The sequence below is a fragment of the Collinsella sp. wc0583 genome (genome assembly GCF_046116915.1).
Taxonomy (GTDB): domain Bacteria; phylum Actinomycetota; class Coriobacteriia; order Coriobacteriales; family Coriobacteriaceae; genus Collinsella.
The window spans coordinates 72,734-89,910 of the sequence record NZ_JBJXBN010000009.1; the positions used below are offsets into that span (position 1 = coordinate 72,734).

General features: G+C 60.1%; 13 protein-coding genes, 1 tRNA gene and 1 other RNA gene. 3 read left to right on the forward strand and 12 right to left on the reverse strand.

All coding sequences use genetic code 11. From position 1 onward, the window contains the following. Positions 1-18: 18 nt before the first annotated feature. The 6 genes from ACKUUJ_RS09030 to tadA form a co-directional block, all read right to left on the reverse strand. Positions 19-576 carry a signal peptidase I gene (locus ACKUUJ_RS09030; protein ID WP_409065351.1) on the reverse strand — a complete coding sequence of 186 codons (558 nt, stop codon included), beginning with the start codon at positions 574-576 and terminating at the stop codon, positions 19-21. 609 nt (positions 577-1,185) lie between these two features. Further along, the gene (gene bilS, locus ACKUUJ_RS09035) at positions 1,186-1,737 is read right to left on the reverse strand and encodes a flavodoxin family protein BilS (protein ID WP_409065352.1); all 552 of its coding nucleotides are present in this window, start codon (positions 1,735-1,737) and stop codon (positions 1,186-1,188) included. Between the two features lie 127 nt (positions 1,738-1,864). Beyond that, positions 1,865-3,724 carry an ABC transporter ATP-binding protein gene (locus ACKUUJ_RS09040; RefSeq protein WP_409065353.1) on the reverse strand — a complete coding sequence of 620 codons (1,860 nt, stop codon included), beginning with the start codon at positions 3,722-3,724 and terminating at the stop codon, positions 1,865-1,867. Next, on the reverse strand, positions 3,725-5,581 hold the full coding sequence (locus ACKUUJ_RS09045) for an ABC transporter ATP-binding protein (RefSeq protein ID WP_409065354.1): 1,857 nt from the start codon (positions 5,579-5,581) through the stop codon (positions 3,725-3,727). A gap of 339 nt (positions 5,582-5,920) precedes the next feature. Further along, positions 5,921-6,016, reverse strand: an RNA gene (gene ffs / locus ACKUUJ_RS09050) — signal recognition particle sRNA small type. Positions 6,017-6,192: 176 nt separating this feature from the next. After that, a complete protein-coding gene (gene tadA / locus ACKUUJ_RS09055; RefSeq protein WP_409065355.1) occupies positions 6,193-7,974 on the reverse strand; it encodes a tRNA adenosine(34) deaminase TadA in 1,782 nt (593 codons plus the stop codon). A gap of 51 nt (positions 7,975-8,025) precedes the next feature. On the opposite strand from tadA, the gene ACKUUJ_RS09060 reads away from it, so the two are divergent. Then, a tRNA-Ser gene (locus ACKUUJ_RS09060) sits at positions 8,026-8,115 on the forward strand. A 3-nt stretch (positions 8,116-8,118) separates the two neighbouring features. Here ACKUUJ_RS09060 and ACKUUJ_RS09065 read toward each other — a convergent pair. Next, positions 8,119-8,703: a TetR/AcrR family transcriptional regulator gene (locus ACKUUJ_RS09065; RefSeq protein ID WP_409065356.1), complete on the reverse strand. Its 585-nt coding sequence runs from the start codon at positions 8,701-8,703 to the stop codon at positions 8,119-8,121. Between the two features lie 211 nt (positions 8,704-8,914). Between ACKUUJ_RS09065 and ACKUUJ_RS09070 the strand changes: the two genes are divergently transcribed. Further along, a complete protein-coding gene (locus ACKUUJ_RS09070) occupies positions 8,915-9,466 on the forward strand; it encodes a LemA family protein (RefSeq protein ID WP_409065357.1) in 552 nt (183 codons plus the stop codon). A gap of 316 nt (positions 9,467-9,782) precedes the next feature. Here ACKUUJ_RS09070 and ACKUUJ_RS09075 read toward each other — a convergent pair whose 3' ends face one another. Continuing rightward, positions 9,783-10,835: a branched-chain amino acid aminotransferase gene (locus ACKUUJ_RS09075; RefSeq protein ID WP_022093821.1), complete on the reverse strand. Its 1,053-nt coding sequence runs from the start codon at positions 10,833-10,835 to the stop codon at positions 9,783-9,785. Positions 10,836-11,124: 289 nt separating this feature from the next. Then, positions 11,125-11,772: a DedA family protein gene (locus ACKUUJ_RS09080; RefSeq protein WP_118237543.1), complete on the reverse strand. Its 648-nt coding sequence runs from the start codon at positions 11,770-11,772 to the stop codon at positions 11,125-11,127. 223 nt (positions 11,773-11,995) lie between these two features. Here ACKUUJ_RS09080 and cysE point away from each other — a divergent pair, with 223 nt between their 5' ends. Next, positions 11,996-12,700, forward strand: coding sequence for a serine O-acetyltransferase (gene cysE, locus ACKUUJ_RS09085; protein ID WP_271740462.1), 705 nt, complete (start codon positions 11,996-11,998; stop codon positions 12,698-12,700). 108 nt (positions 12,701-12,808) lie between these two features. Here cysE and ACKUUJ_RS09090 read toward each other — a convergent pair whose 3' ends face one another. From ACKUUJ_RS09090 to ACKUUJ_RS09100, 3 genes are read right to left on the reverse strand one after another with little or no spacing between them, the layout of a single operon-like run. Beyond that, a complete protein-coding gene (locus tag ACKUUJ_RS09090) occupies positions 12,809-14,824 on the reverse strand; it encodes an ABC transporter ATP-binding protein (RefSeq protein ID WP_409065358.1) in 2,016 nt (671 codons plus the stop codon). Position 14,825: 1 nt separating this feature from the next. Next, the gene (locus tag ACKUUJ_RS09095; protein WP_409065359.1) at positions 14,826-16,550 is read right to left on the reverse strand and encodes an ABC transporter ATP-binding protein; all 1,725 of its coding nucleotides are present in this window, start codon (positions 16,548-16,550) and stop codon (positions 14,826-14,828) included. Beyond that, a complete protein-coding gene (locus tag ACKUUJ_RS09100; protein ID WP_409065360.1) occupies positions 16,550-17,050 on the reverse strand; it encodes a MarR family winged helix-turn-helix transcriptional regulator in 501 nt (166 codons plus the stop codon). The genes ACKUUJ_RS09095 and ACKUUJ_RS09100 overlap by 1 nt, the downstream gene beginning before the upstream one ends. Between the last annotated feature and the right edge of the window lie 127 nt (positions 17,051-17,177).

A 17,177-nucleotide genomic window follows, 5' to 3' on the forward strand; every position in this document is an offset into this window, starting at 1 on the left:
GGCACCTCTCCCCTGCCGCTATGAACGCCGCCCCTTCGCATGCGCGCGGGCATGATTGCCCGCAGGCTCGTCGGGAACCATCCGATCGAGCACAATCGACGCCGCGACTAGCAGCGCCAGAACGGCCACCACAACAAGCAAACCGGGCATCGTCGTGCAATATGCATTAACGAAGCCCAGGTAAGGGACACAAAAAGAGACGACGCCGATCACGCGTGAAAAAGGCGTCTGCTCGGCGTCGTGCATGATGATTCCATCTGCATTTTTGTTTGCGATTCCCTGCGTGCTGATCGTCTGCGCCACAGGGTCGACCTCGTACACCTGGTGAGTCACCACAGCGCCGTCCGATCGGTAAAAAGTTGCACTGTCGCCCACGGCAATATTCGTTGGGTCAACCTGGTGAACAAACACCATGGAGCCGACGGGGAGCTCGGGTTCCATAGAGCCCGAGAGCACGGCGAAGGGCATGTAACCAAATGCACGGGGAGCGAAAGAAACGACGGCAAGGGCTATGACAAGCGCGAGCGCCATGCCACTAAGAAGTGAAATAAATCGTCTGAATCCGCGCGCTGCCAACGTGATTATTTCATCCCCATCGAGGCCATATTCGATCCCATCAAGGATTAGCCGCTTTTCTAAGACGTTTAATAGATGAGTTCGAAAAAGCCAATCTGAAATCTATTTCTAACAATCACCGTAGCTACTTCCGCGTTTTTATCAACGTCTTTCCGCCAAATGCTACTATTTTTGCCGTAAGTGGTTATTTGTCCCCGCACTTGTCTGCTTTATCCAACGCCTGCGGCTAACCCCTACACAACTTCTCAATAGAGGGTCTAATATTTTGTACGGCTCAGATATCGTACCCCCCCCCCCACATTAAATTTATACTGCATTTAGTATCGTTTATTTTCAACCCCCTTATTCATGCCTCTACGGCTACCCCGCGTAGCCCTCAGCCCATACCTTCTGGAAATCCCATCCATCCGGAAACCCCGTCCCACTCTGAATACATCCAGCGAACGCATGCGAGCGTGTTGTCCAGAACGGCCTCGTCATCGGGGTGATGGAAAATGTCACCCCAAACGCTTGCCACGGTTGCGCCCACAAGTGGCAAGAAAAAAGCCTCGAGAATATCGAGGCTTTCACATTTGTATTGCTTTGCACGAAGGACCGCGAACGGCGAAGCTACTCTCCCAGCACGGCCTTTTTGGCGGCTGCAGCCATGTAATCCAGATCATCCTTGGTGGGGTGATCCTTTGCGGCAACCCAGTTGTCGAGCAGCAACTTAGCGCGGGCGTTGTCGGGATCTTGCTCGAGCATGGCCTCGTAGCGCTGCTTGACCGCGGGGCCCATCTTGCCCTGGCACATCGCCCAGCCCACCAGCTCGGCATCATCGGCCAAATTGGAGGTCACACGATCGATAATCTGCTGGTAATAGCTCTGATCGGCACCAAAACCGCAAGTACCAAACAGAAAGACGCGCTTGCCGTGCAAGGCGGAGAGTAACGCCGCGACCGAAGGCGTGCATGCGCCCTTGTCGCACCAAAAACCGACGAGCACCGTATCGGCAGCGCAGGCACCCTGCGCCTCGAGCGCAACCTGATCTGCATCCGCATCGTCGCTCAGCGCGGCAGCGTGAATAAACTCGACGCCTGCAGCCTGCAGGGCACGCTTGATTGCGCCCGAAACCATCCTGGTATTACCGCTCTTGCTGTTAACCACCAAAGAGCACGTCATAGTCACGTTGCCTCGTATCCCCCAAAACTAAAGCCACTAATGCAATTTATTAGATGAATATCTTAGTACTAACGCGACAGATGTAAACCACCGTCTGTCGATTGATTAATTTGCCCCACGGACTTGCTCACTGGGCAAACTGGCTGCGGTAGAGCTCGGCATAGAAGCCGCTCGCCGCTATCAGCTCGTCGTGCGTGCCGCGCTCGATAATCTCGCCGTCGCGCATGACCAGAATGCAGTCGGCGTTGCGGATGGTGCTCAGGCGGTGCGCCACGACAAAGCTCGTGCGACCGGCCATGAGCTCGTCGAATGCCGCCTGCACCTGCAGCTCGGTGCGCGTATCGATGCTCGAGGTCGCCTCATCCAGCAGCAAGATAGCCGGGTCGGTGAGCATAACGCGCGCAATGCACAGCAGCTGCTTTTGGCCCTGGCTAAACGTACCGCCGTCCTCGCCAATCACCGTGTCGTAGCCGCCTGGCAGCTGCACGATAAACTTGTGCGCGTGCGCGCGCTTGGCGGCTTCGATAACCTGCTCGCGCGTGGCGCCTGGGCAACCGTAAGCAATGTTGTCCGCCACCGTGCCCTCGAACAGCCACGTATCCTGCAACACCATGCCAAAGGCGCGGCGTAGGCTCGCGCGCGTGTAGTCACGCGAAGACCGACCATCGACCATGATGCGGCCGGCATCGATATCGTAAAAACGCAGCAGCAGATTGATGAGCGTTGTCTTTCCGCAGCCCGTGGGACCGACCAGGGCAAAGCGCATGCCGGGCTTGGCCTCGATGCAGATATCCTGCAGCAGCTTGCGGTCGGGCACATAGCTAAAGTCCACATGCTCAAAGGTCACCTCACCCTGCGGGGCGGCAAGTTCCACGGCGTCCGATGCATCGGGCTCCTGCTCGCGTGCATCGAGCAGCGCGAACATGCGACGCGCCGAGGCGTACGCGGTCTGGATCTGCGTAATGACGTTGGTAACCTCGTTGAACGGCTTGGTGTACTGGTTGGCATAGGACAGGAAAATCTGCACGCCGCCCACCGTAAGCGCCGCCGGCACGCCCGTGATCACGCCCACGCAGCCGATCACAGCGACCACGGCATAGATGATGTTATTGATAAAGCGCGTGCCGGGGTTTGAAAGCGAGCCCATAAACTGTGCGCGCTCGCCTGCCGTATAGAGCTCGGCGTTGAGGGCGTCGAAGCACTGTTGAGCGTGCGGGCCGTAGGCGAAGGCGTCCACGAGCTTTTGCTCACCCACATACTCCTCGATATGACCGCCGAGTTGGCCCTGGATGCGCTGCTGTGCCGTAAAGCTTTTGTTAGAAAGCTTGGCAATAGCACCGGCTGCAAAAATGGAAAGCGGCGTGACGAGCACCACCACAAGTGTCATGGTCAGGTTGATGGAGAGCATAAACGCGAGCGAGCCAACGATGGTGATAACGCCGGTGAAAAGCTGGGTAAAGCCCTGCAGCAGACCGTCGCCCACCTGGTCGACGTCGTTGACCACACGGCTCATAAGGTCGCCGTGGGCATGGCTGTCGATAAAGCTGAGCGGCATGCGGCTGAGCTTGTCGCTTGCCTCCACGCGCATGTCGCGCACCGTCTCGTAGGACAGACGGTTGACGCAATAGCCCTGCAGCCACTGAAAGGCCGCAGCACCTACGACGACAATCGCGAGTTTGGTGACAAGCGGCAGCAGCGCATCGAAATCCACCTGCCCGGCGGCGACGATAAGATCGATGCCCTCGCCAATGAGGATGGGTGTGTAGAGCTGCAGAATCACCGAGACGGCGGCACTCACAAACGACGCCGTAAACGAGACGCGATGCGGGCGAACTAAGCCCAGCAAGCGGCGGGTCACCGCGCCGGCGGGATAGCGCTCGGGATCGCTGGGCTGGCGCGGACCGTCGCCCAGGTCGTTGAGGTTATCGTTGCCGGACACATTGGCCGTCATCGTGGCGACCGAACCGGAAGAAGTGTACGGATTCATTTAGCAACCCTCCTTTGCGCAGACGGATGCGGGGGCGGTCGGAGCGGACGCGGGCGTCGTGCTCCCCTGCTGGCCCTCGAGCTCCTCGCGGCACAGCTGCGACTGGCAAATCTCGCGATAGAGCTGGCAGGTCGCGTACAGCTCGTCATGCGTGCCCAGGCCCGCAACCGAGCCGTGGTCGAGTACGCAGATCATGTCGGCATCGCGAACGGTCGAGACACGTTGGCTCACGATGACGGTCGTGAGCGGCAGCCCACCCTCGGCGGCACCGCGCGCGCTGCGCTCGCGAATGGCATGGCGAAGCGCCGCGTCGGTCTTAAAGTCGAGCGCCGAGGCGGAGTCGTCCATGATCAGAACCCGCGGCGAGCCCACCAAGGCACGCGCGATAGTCAGGCGCTGGCGCTGGCCACCGCTAAAGTTCTTGCCGCCCGCCTCGACCGGGGCGTCGAGCCCCTGCGGCTTGTTGCGCACGAACTCGCTGGCCTGCGCCATATCGAGCGCCGCCCAGAGCTCCTCGTTGGTCGCCGACTCGTCACGCCAGGTCAGGTTGCTGCGGATAGTGCCGCTCACCAGCGATGCGCGTTGCGGAACGGTCGCGACCGCATGGCGCAGCTGGTCGAGTGGCCAAGCGCGCACGTCGGCGCCCATCACGCACACGCTGCCGGTGCTCGCATCGTACAGGCGCGGGATAAGCGAGACAAGCGTGGACTTACCACTGCCTGTACCGCCGATAATGCCGAGCGTTTTGCCCAGCGGCAGCTTCAGGGTCACATCGCTCACGGCATTTGCCGCGCCCGCGCCAAACGAAAAGCTCGCATGGTCAAAGCTCAGTGCGGGGACTGGAGCAGCACCACCCGCCAGTTCGCTCGGCTCGGGCAGCGCGACCAGCTGGTTGTCCTCGTCGGTGATGCTCGGCTCGCAGTTGAGCACCTCGTTGATACGCGAAGCGCTCGCACTCGCCTTGGTAAAGACCACGACCAGGTTGGCGACGTACACGATAGAGGTGAGCGTCTGCGTCATGTAGTTCACAAACGCCATGACCTGGCCCTGTGTGAGTTCGCCCACGTTGACCTGGATGCCGCCCACCCACAGGATGGCGCACACGCCCAGGTTCATCACAAGAAACGTTACGGGGTTGAGGACCGACGAGAGCTTGCCCACCGCGATGGCGGTATGGGCCTGATCATCGGCGGCTTGGGCAAAGCGCTCACGCTCGTGATCTTCGCGCACAAAGGCGCGAACCACGCGGGCGCCCGAAAGCCCCTCGCGGCAAATGAGCGCAATACGGTCGAGCTTTGCCTGCAGCTGCTTGTAATATGGAACGCAGCGCGCCATGACAAACCAAAACACCAAGCCGATGGCGGGCGTGCAAATCAAAAAGATGATGCCGAGCTTAAGGTCGATGGCGAGAGCCGCGCACATAGAACCCACCGCCAGGAAGGGCCAGCGAATGAGCATGCGCACGCCCAGCGCCACGGCAAGCTGCACCTGGTTGACGTCGTTGGTGATGCGCGTGATAAGCGACGGCGTGCCAAAGCGGTCGAGCTCGGCGTAGCTCAATTTATTGATGTGCTCGTAGAGCGCGCCGCGAATGTCGGTGCCCATGCCCTGCGAGGTGAGCGCCGCCATCTTTTGGCAGACGAGCGTAAACGAGATGCCGATCACGGCCATAGCGGCAAGTACCATGCCGTAGTGGATAACGGCGCTCACGTCGTGCGAGCCAATGCCCTTATCGATCATCTGGGCAATCACCAGCGGCGTCAGCAGGTCAAAGATCACTTCGATCAGCTTGCACGCAGGACCAATCACCATATACCGGCGAAACTTACCACCAAAACGCCTGAGCAGCTCAATCATGTATAGGCGCTCCCTATCATCATCTCTCTTCAATCTGATTCATGATAGTACGGCGAGCACTGGAGATGCGTAAGCAACTCGTTACAGATGTAAGGGCGACGCTCGCTAGCGCCCAAGGCATGTAGCAGCCGATGTTTTGGCAACGCCAGCGAGCGGCATAACGCCAGGGATTCAATTATCAGATAAATGTGACCCTTCAGGCGGTTTTGGTCGGCTACCCGCGAGTGCCGGCAGGGCGCTTGGTAGTCGCGCGATCCCGCAGGCGAAGCCGAGGACCAGCGAGACACCAAATACCTCGTCACCGGCCGGGCCATGTCGCGGCACCAAAAAGCGCCCGTGCGTTCGATGGATTCGGATGCCCGACAGAGGCTCCTTATGGCTGCTTCCTTCCGGACCTGACCAGATTCGGAACATGTCGTCATCCGAACCCATCGAACGCGCTAGGCGCTCGGTATATCTTACCTGCTCCTGCCCGATGGGGCAAGGTAGCTAATTTGGGACAGGGCCAAAAGACCACTTTTGAGTTGCGGTGGAATAGTTCCTGTTTTACGACCCAAGGCCAAAAACAGGAACTATTCCACCGCAACTTATTGAGACTTGCCCGGAAAGACTTAGATACGGGCGAGGTCGTAGGATCGAGCGGCCGCTTCGCCGGCGCAGATGAGGTTGGTTGTGGCTTCCTGGGGGTCGAGCGCCTGGTCGAGGGGCATGGGCTTGCGGCAGACCGGCAAAACCAGGTCGACGCCCTGCCCATACACCGCATCCAGGTTGTCAGCACGACCGCCCACGACGGCGACCACCGGCTTGCCACATCGCTTCGCACGACGGGCCACGCCCACCGGCGCCTTACCGGCGGCGGATTGCTCGTCCATATTGCCCTCGCCCGTTATGACCAGGTCGGCATCGCGCACGCGCTCGTCAAACCCAATCAGATCAAGCACCGTCTCCACGCCCGAGCATAGCTCCGCACCGAGCGCTAGCAGCGCGGCGCCCAGGCCGCCGGCGGCACCGGCACCGGGCACACCGAGCACCGAGCCAAATGTCCGTGCACCCTCGAGCACGCGCAACAGTCCCTGAGCCCGCGCCCCGATAATCGCCGCATCGAGCAGGCGGCCGTAACCGACCATCCAGCTGTCGTACTTGCGCAGCGCCTCAGCGTCATCCGTCGGCAGACCCTTCTGCCCACCGAACACTGTCAGCGCGCCGCGACGCCCCACGAGCGGATTCTCGACATCGGAAAGCACCACGACACGCGCGCCATTCAGCGCCCGAAGCGCCGGTACCAAATCGATACTCGCCACGTATTCAAGGCCCGCGAGACCGGGGGCGATATTGCAGCCACACTCATCGACAAGGTGGGCGCCCAACGCTTGCAGCATGCCGGCGCCGCCATCGTTGGTGGCACTGCCGCCCAAACCAATATAGATCGTCTTTACCCCGGCACGAACCGCACGGAGCATCAGCTCGCCCACGCCATAGGTTGTGGCCGCCAACGCCGACGATTCCGTGCAGGGCGAATACCCAATACCCGCCGCCTCGGCCATCTCAATTACAGCCGACTCGCGCTCGACATCCACCAGCATCCGGGCAAACACGCGGTCGCCCAAGGGGCCTGCAACCTCGCAGGTTGAGAGCTCGCCACCGCGCGCGGCGATGGCGTCGAGCGTTCCCTCGCCACCATCTGCCAGCGGCAATGCGGCCACCTGGGCATCGGGCCACACGCGGCGCACACCTTCGGCAACCGCCGACTCCGCCTGTGCACTCGAAACGCTGCCCTTAAAGGAATCAATCGCCAACAGCACACGGCGGGGCCGGCGACACGCGACACCAAAATCGACCGCCCCAACGGCAATATCTTCGGCACACGCGAGCGCCTCGGCATGAGCGGTATGCGCCTCAAGATCAGACCCACAGCCGCAGACAGCACCATCGGCGCCACGCAGCCCACTAAAATAGTCGCTCAACACCTCACGACACTCATCCGCCAGCACGCCGGCATGTACGTTAAACCGATGATTCAGGCGCGAATCGGCATTCAGGTCATACAGCGAACCCAAGGCGCCCGCCTTGGCATCGGTCGCGCCATACACGCAGCGCCCCACGCGCGCGTTGACCATAAGCCCCGCGCACATGCAGCAGGGTTCGAGCGTCACGTAGACCGTGCAATCGGAAAGGCGCCAGCGACCGAGCGACCGAGCGGCAGCGCACAGGGCCGCGAACTCTGCATGAGCCGAAGGGTCTTGGTCGAGCTCGCGGCGATTATGCGCCCTCGCGACAATCTCGCCGTCGCGCACTACTACGGCTCCGATGGGCACCTCGCCCACCGCAGCGGCGTCGCGCGCCTCCGCCAGCGCCTCGCGCATGAACTTCTCGTCGATTTCGGTGATCGTCATCGTTCGCCTTCCCTGTTGCAAATTCAAAACGATGCTATCATTACGACTCACGGAGAGATGGCAGAGCGGTTGAATGCGGCGGTCTTGAAAACCGTTGAGCGCGAGAGCGTTCCGGGGGTTCGAATCCCCCTCTCTCCGCCACTTCTAGTGATGCACCGGCGTCATGGTTCGCTCGAACAGCGCATCGACCACGTCGGCCATCTCGGGTCGACGCTCAAGATCGTGACCCGATTCCCACCAATTTGTGAACAGCCGAATAATGCCACCGGCGATAAACTCCGATGTCGTCTCGAGCGAAACGGGCGCCAAGGCATCTTCGGCAAGCGAGCTCATCACACGCTCGCGGACGGAACGCGCGATGCGGTCGCAAATCATGCCGGTCAGCATGCCCGACATACTGCTCGCCAAAAGGTTATCCATGAGCTGCTCATGCGCCAGAATCATATTCATGGCGTCGTCAAAGACCTCATGGCGAAGCGCCTGTACGTCCTCAAGCGCCTCCGCGTCCGCTGCGTCGGTCCGGTTTTGCGGCAGGCCCGTCATGAGTTCATCGATATAGAAGGCAAAGTAATCGTTTTTATCGCGAAAATGCTTATAGAACGTCGTGCGGCGAATCATGGCCCGGTCGCAGAGCATGGCAACCGTCAAATCCTCAAACCGATGCTCTTCCAAGAGCTCGGTAAAGGCATCAAACAGGGCACGATAGGTTTTCTTGATGCGAAGGTCCATCCGTATCGCCACCCTCAAGGTGTAGACAGCTTTCCTCAATTTGTCGCATATCTTACACCTGTACCACCCGTTCCATATTGGCGCCCCCTCCTTGGCGGAAACATAACGCTTACCGGAAAGTTCGGTATCGCCAAAGGTTGCGGGTATACTAGTAGCGTTACACCAACGGCAGCCGGCGCAAAACGCCGCTGCCATTCGAAACGGAGACATCATGCTTCCCGTCATCATCGGTATCGTCGTTGTCGTTGTGATCGTCAGCGCCATCGCCGGCATCTACAACAACATGGTCACCAAGCGCAATCGCATCGATAATGCTTGGCAGAACATCGACACGCAGCTGCAGCGCCGCAACGACCTGATCCCTAACCTGGTCGAGACCGTCAAGGGCTACGCCAAGCACGAGCAGGACACGCTCGCCGCCGTAGTCAACGCGCGCAACGCCGCCGTGAGCGCCACCACCCCCGAGGCCAAGATGGAAGCGGACAACGTGCTGACCGGTGCGCTGCGCCAGCTCTTTGCCGTCGCCGAGGCCTACCCCGACCTTAAGGCAAATACCAACTTTACGCAGCTCCAGTCCACGCTCGAGGACACCGAGAACAAGGTGAGCTACGCGCGCCAGAGCTACAACGATTGCGTGCTCAGCTACAACAACGCCATCCAGACGTTCCCGGCCGTTATCTTTGCCGGCATCTTCCAGTTTAAGGAGCGCCAGGGCTTCGAGGCCGCCGAGGCCGCCCGCCAGGCACCGACCGTCAAGTTCTAACAATCACGGCCGAGTCTTAAGCCAGCTCATCAACCCTTTGGGGCCCAAGGCACAAACCTTGGGCCCTTTTCTTATCCACGCACAACGCGCCCACGCACAACGCGCGGCCAATAGGCCGCGCACCATCTTTACTTCAGATCTATATTGCCCGTAACGGCAGCACCGAGGTAACGCAGGCCCGAGGGCAACCTGCCTTTCCGGCGCACTCCGCAGGACGAAAGAACCTCCGCCGCACGAAGTGCGCAGCGGAGGTTCTTTCATGTCCGAGGACGCGCCGGAAAGGCAGGTTGCCCTCGGGCCGGACATACAAGGCAGCTTACGCGACGGTGTAAACCCAGTTGTGCTTATCCTCGACAGCACCGGACTGGATACCAGTCAGGGTCTCGCGAAGCTTCTTCATCACGGGGCCGATCTCGGTGTAGCCAGCCGGGAAGGTCACGGTCTCATCGGCACCATAGACCTTGTTGTCGATCTCGCCCACCGGGGAGATGACGGCAGCGGTGCCGCACAGGCCGCACTCCACAAAGGTACCGGCCTTGACCTCGGCCCACTCGACGGGACGCTGATCGACGGTCATACCCAGATCCTCGGCAACCTGAACGAGCGAACGACGGGTGATGGAGGGCAGGATGGAGTCGGTGTGCGACTGAGGAACGACGAGGGTGCCATCCTCCTTCACGAACAGGACGTTGGCGCCACCGGTCTCCTCGACATAGGTGCGGGACTCGGAGTCGAGATACAGGTTCTCGGCATAACCCTCGCGGTGTGCTTCCATCGTGGGCTTGAGGGACATGGCGTAGTTCAGGCCGGCCTTGATGTTGCCGGTGCCATGCGGTGCGGCGCGGTCGTACTCGGAAACGCGCAGCTTAACGGGCTTAAGGCCGCCCTTAAAGTACGGACCGACCGGAGTCACGAGAATGCGGAACGTGTACTCAGGAGCGGGAGCCACGCCAATCACGTCACCGGAGCCGATCATAAACGGGCGCACGTACAGGGTCGCACCGGAGCCGAAGGGCGGAACCCAGGCGGCGTTGGCAGAAACGACCTGCTTGACGGCCTCAACAAACTTGTCCTTGGGGAACGGGGGCATCTCGAGGCGCTGGGCAGAGTTGTACATACGCTCGGCGTTCATATCGGGACGGAAGCAGACGATGCTGCCGTCCTCGGCGGTGTAGGCTTTCAGGCCCTCAAAGACCTCCTGGCAGTAATGGAAGATGCCGCCGCACTCGGAGACATGCAGGGTGTGGTCGGTGGTCAGGCCGCCCTCGTCCCACTCGCCGTCCTTCCAATGGGCCTCGTAGCTGTAATCGGTCTTCATGTAGCCAAAGCCGAGGCTACCCCAATCGATATCCTTCTTCTCGACAGTCATGTGTCGCTCCTTACATACACAGTTGCATACTCGCGAACTCGCACGCAAGGACCGAGGCCGACCGCGTCGCAACGTCGCACGCCCGGAGCGTAGAGCCGGACGGGACACGCGGACAACACCAAAGCCTATGGCACGTCGATTCGCATGCACGAGATTGTACTCCCCGCACGCGCCTGATAAAACGCTTTTCTTTAACTAAGTAAAGTATTTTCATTCAACCGAAGCTAAAGAGGCCCGCCACCGTAAGCAGTGGCGGGCCTCAACGACACAGTTTGTGCGCTGCCTCGAGCTATGCGTTCTTTTTGCCCAGCTTAGCCTTAACCAAGCCGACCACGGTCGGAATGATCGACACGGCGACGATGCCGATAATCAGCAGCTCAAAGTGCTCCTGCACAAAGGGAATGCCGCCAAAGAAGTAGCCCAGCAGCGTAAAGACCGTCGACCAGGTAATGCCGCCCAGCACGTTAAAGATAACGAAGTTGCGCCAGTGCATGCCGCCCATGCCGGCGATAAAGGGCACAAAGGTGCGGATAAACGGGAAGAAGCGACCCAGGAAGATGGCCAGGTGACCCCACTTGTCCAAGAAGTCCTCGGACTTTTTGATGCGCTCGGGCGTCATGGCCTTCACCTTGCCCGAAGCGATAATCTTTTTGCCAAAGAAATGGCCAATCATAAAGTTGCACTGATCGCCCAAGATGGCAGCAGACCATGCGACGGCCAACAGAGCCACGATGTTAAAGCCGCCGTTATGGGCAAAGAAACCCGAGGCGAACAGCAGTGAATCGCCGGGAAGGAACGGGAAGAATACCACGCCCGTCTCGATGAAGATGATCAGGAACACGCAGCCGTAGGCCATAAGCGGGCCGGCGGCAATCCAACTGGCGATCGCGGTGCGCGGATCCTTAAGCAGCTCGGCAATGAAATTGATGAAACCCATGAAGTAAAACCTCTCAGTTGTGGGCGCGGGCACGTCCAAGTTGACCAGTATACGGTTGCGGCACGAGCACGGGTCAAACCCCTCAAAAGTCTTACTTCATTACCAGCAAGTTTGCATAACTGACACCTGTCGCGCAATGCCGCCAAGATTGTCCTTCCTAATCCCTAGCGAATCGCTATACTTTATTGAATCGCATTGCCATGGCGCTAAGGGAGGGCGGCCGGTGAGCTTTATCAATACCATTCGCGAGGACATCAAAACCGTCCAAGCGCAAGACCCCGCTGCGCAAAACGGTCTGGTCATCTTCCTGTCCTACCCCGGCCTGCACGCCAAGTGGAACCATGTGCCCGAGCACTGGCTGTGGGAGCATGGACATCGCTCGCTCGCCCGTGTGCTCTCGCAAATCACCCGCCACATCACCGGCGTCGAGATTCATCCCGCTGCACAGATCGGCAAGCATTTCTTTATCGACCACGCCATGGGCGTCGTCATCGGCGAAACCACCATCGTGGGCGACAACTGCGTGCTCTACCAGGGCGTTACGCTCGGCGGCACCGGCAACGAAACCGGCAAGCGCCACCCCACCCTGGGCAACAACGTCACCGTGGGCACGGGCGCCAAGGTGCTCGGCAACATTCGCATCGGCAACAACGTCAAGATCGGCGGCAATTCGGTTGTCGTTAAGGACGTGCCCGACAACTGCACCGTCGTGGGCGTGCCAGGCCGCATCATCAAGCGCAACGGCTGCCGCGTGTTCGAGGAGAGCTTCGATGCCAAGCAGCATCGCGAGTACATGCCCGATGACGCCGCCGAGCAGTCCGCGCTCAACCGCCAAGGCATCACCGAGAATGCCCGCCGCGTCAAGGAACTCGAGCGAGAGGTGGCCGAGCTCAAAGCCCTCGTCACGAAGCTCATGGACGAACGCTAGAAGCGGATGGCTACCGACAACATTGACGTCAACGCAAAGGCGCGCCAGGGAATTCATCCCCGGCGCGCCTTATTTGTGATATGACAAAGGGGCTGCCCCTTTATCAAATTATGCGAACTGGCTCAGATAGAGGTCGGCGTAGGCACCCTCGGCAGCCAGCAGCTCCTTATGCGTACCCTGCTCGATAATGTTGCCATGATCCATGACCAAGATCAGGTCGGCATCCACAATTGTCGACAGGCGATGCGCGATCACAAAGCTCGTGCGCCCGCGCATAAGCGCATCCATGGCACGGCCGATGGCAAGCTCGGTACGCGTGTCCACGCTCGACGTCGCCTCGTCCAAGATGAGAATCGCCGGGTTGTTGAGCAGTACGCGCGCGATGGTCAGCAGCTGGCGCTGACCTTGGCTGATGCTTTCGGCATCGTTGGCCACGTGCGTGTCGTAGCCCTGTGGCATGGTGCGCACAAAGAAATCGACCTGCGCGGCACGGGCGGCGGCCACGACCTCCTCGCGCGTTGCCTCAGGGCAGCCATATGCGATGTTTTCGGCAATCGTGCCATCGAACAGCCAGGCGTCCTGCAGCACCATGCCAAACTGCTGCCGCAGCTCGCCGCGATCCATGCGGCTCGTATCCACGCCGTCGAGCGTAATACGCCCGCCGTCAATCTCGTAGAAGCGCATGAGCAGGTTGATGAGCGTGGTCTTGCCCGCGCCCGTGGTTCCCACCACGGCGATCTTCTGGCCCGGCTCGGCGGTGAACGACACGTCGCGCATAAGCAGCTTTTCGGGCGTGTAGCCAAAGCGCACATGCTCAAAGGCGACGCGGCCCTCCACGCGACCCGGTAGCTTGGCGGCCTCGCCCGGCTGCGGATCGGCCTCCATCTCGGGCTCATCGAGCAGGTCGAACACGCGCTCCGCACTCGCCAGCGCGCTCTGCAGCGAGTTGAAGGTAAACGACAGCTGCGTCATGGGCTCGGATGCCTCGTAGATAAACTGAAAGAACGCTTGGAACACGCCGACGGTCATGTGGCCGGCAACCAGCATGCTGCAGCCCACAATCGCAATCACGATCTGTGCCAAGCGGCCGATAAAGCGCACCGCGGGGCCGACGGCATTAATCATAAAGTCGGCCTTGGCACTCACGCGTGCCAGCTCGCCCGAGGCCTGGTGCACCTCGGCAGAACTCTGACGCTCGCGGTTAAACGCGCGAATCACCAGACGGCCCGAGTAGCCTTCCTCGACTGCACTCGTAATCTTGGACACCCACTCCTGGCGCTCGCCGGTTACGTCATGCGTGCGGCGCGAGACCACCTTGGTCACCAGCAGCGACAACGCCGTAAAGAACAAAAAGACCAGCGTAAGCGGCACACTGAACACAAACATCACGCCCACAGCGCCCACTACCGTACCAATCGACACCAGCAGCTGCAGCAAGCCGCGCTGCATGCTCTCGGACATCTTGTCCAAGTCATTGGTCGCGCGGCTGACGACCTCGCCGGGACGATGCGCGTCAAAATAGGCGAGCGGCAGACGATTGAGCTTTTGAGCGATGCGGTTACGCAGACGCAGGTTGAGGCGTTCGGCCACGCTCGACATCAAAAAGCTCTGGAGCGCGTAGAACGAGGCAGCGGCCGTCCAGATCATAAAGTAGATGAAGATGGTCCTGCCGCAGTTCTCCCAGGTGATGTTGAAGGTGGTGTCGTTGGCAAACGCCACCTGAATGTGGCCCCACAGCTCATCGATCACGCGGGCGCTATATGCCGGCGCAGCGGTGTTAAAGATGGCATAGAACACGATGCTCGCGAACACGATATAGAAGCGCCAATGGTCACCGGCATCCTCGCTCCACAGGCGGCGCACCGTCGCCCAGGTGTCGCGGGGTTTCTCGTCCTCGTCCTCGTCGTCCACATCGCGCATGCGCTCTGCCTCAGCGCGGGCGCGCTCGTCCTCGGCGCGTTCGTTTTCCTCGTAGAGCGCTTGGCGGCGAGCCTCGCGCTCGGCTGCAGCCTTGGCGGCCTCGTCCAGCTCGGGTGCTACGGCAGCCTGGTCGACCGTTTTATCGGCAGCGTCCGCAGCGGCAGTATCGACAACACCGCCCTGTTTCTCGAGCTCCTCGGTCATGCTACTCACCTCCCTTCATTTGCGATTTCGCGATGGCACGGTACACCTCGCAGGTTTCCATAAGCTCGCCATGCGTGCCCAGGCCCACGACCTCGCCGTCCTTGAGCACGACGATCTGGTCGGCGTGTAAAATCGTGGAGATGCGCTGCGCGATGATGAGCACCGCAGCGTCACGCGTCTCGTCTTGCAGCGCATGGCGCAGGGCGGCATCGGTCTTAAAGTCCAGGGCCGAGAAACTGTCATCGAAGATATATAGATCGGCATGCTTCATGAGCGCACGGGCGATGGCCAGACGCTGGCGCTGGCCGCCCGAAAAGTTCGTGCCGCCCTGCGCCACCGGGGTATCGAGCCCCTGCGGCTGATCGAGCACAAAGGTGCTCTGGGCAACCTGGAGCGCATGAAGCATGTCTGCCTCTGTCGCATCTTCGTTGCCAAAGCGCAGGTTGCTTGCCACGGTGCCCGAGAACAGCCACGCCTTCTGCGGCACGTAAGCGATATGCCCGCGAATCTCGTCTTGCGAAAGGTCGCGCAGATCAACGCCGCCCAGGCGAATGGCGCCCTTGGTGGCATCGTGGAAGCGCAGCAGGAGCTTGGCCACCGTCGACTTGCCCGAACCCGTCGAGCCGACGATCGCGGTCGTCTGACCGCGGCGACAGGTAAAGTTCAGATCGCGCAGTGTGTCCTCGTCGGCGTCGTCAAAACGAAACGACATATGGTCGAACACGGCGACCGCGCCTGTTCCGTCCTTTGAGTCGGACGTTCCCGCGTCGAGCGTACCCTCACCATCGACAATGCTCGGCTCGATTTCGAGCACCTGCTGCGCACGGTTGAGGCACGCCGCAGCGCGCGGAAGCGTCAGAATCACCATCTGCGCCATCATCACAAAGAACAGGATCAGGATCGCGTATTCCAACACGGCCGAGATGCTGCCGATTTGCATGGCATGGACGCCCACGCGGTTGCCGCCCACCCACAGCACCGCCACCTCGGCGATGTTCATCAAAAAGAAGCTGGAGCTGTCGAGGCCCACAAACAGGTGGTTGACCTTGATGGCATTGGCCGCGTAATCGCTAAACACCTCGTCCAGGCGCTGCTCCTCGTGGCGCTCCTTGTTAAATGCGCGGATGACGCGCACGCCCACGATGTTCTCGCGCAGCACCACGTTCATGCGGTCGATAAAGCTCTGCAGGCGCATAAAGATCGGCGCGGCGTTGGCAACGGTAAAGACCGCCGCCACCAGCACGATCGCAACGACCACGCCCAGCAGCGTGCCCATGGCGGGATCGATAAACCAGGCAAAGATGATGCCCGCCACGGCCAAGAACGGCACCGGCAGCACCAACTGAATCGTCTGAAGGATAGCCTGCTGAATCACGTTGATGTCGTTGAGTGAGCGCGTGATCATCGAACCCGTGCCAAAGCGCTCAAAGTCGCTGGCCGCGAGTTCGAGCGACTTGTCGTACACGGCATTGCGGATATCGCAGGCCACGTTGGCGGCCAGGCGCGCCGAAAGATAGCAGCCCAGCACCGTGCCGCCGCTGGCCATGCCGGTCGCGATAAGCATGTACAGGCCGTTGCGTAAAATATAGTCGACATCGCCCGTGGTAATACCGGTGTTGACCATGTTCGCCAGCATCGTGGGAACCAACAGCGTACCGACGTTATCTATCAGCACCGCAAACAGCGTCACCGCAATCAGCCCGCGATACGGCCTCATAAACCTCATCAAGAGTCGCACGTTTCCCCCTCTTCTTGTTTTTCCACTTGGCTCTCGGCGGCCATCTGCTGTTTAAACGCCTCGCACTCTTCGTTAAGAACATGGGAGAACTTGCCGACCAGGCGCATAATCTCACGCTGTTCCCAAGACTCGAGCGCGCCAAAAGCACGCTGCTCGGCTTTAACCGCCGGCAACGCATAGTGCTCGGCGAACCGCCGGCCCTCATCGGTCAAACAAACGACCTTATTCTTACGACTGCCCTCGGCAAACTCCAACGTCGCAAGCCCTCGCGCCCTAAGCGTCTTGATCGCCGAGTTAATGGTCTGCTTGCTATAGAACCATTCGCCTGTCAGACGGCTCACGGCGATACTACCGCCCGCCGTGCTGGTGTCGACGAGCATCCAATAGGCGCAGTCCGAAAGACCGCAGGTGCGCGAGAACTCCGAATAGATATGGTCGAGTCCGTTGAGCATCCGGTCGAAATCGACCAGCGTAACCGCACTATTCATCTATCCCACCATTCGATTGTCCGAGTTTTGACCAATTTGTATTTCTAGATTAGTCCGAGTTTTGACTATCGTCAATAAGCTCGATATATATGGTTGGCTCTACATTGCATATCGATAGAAAAAGACC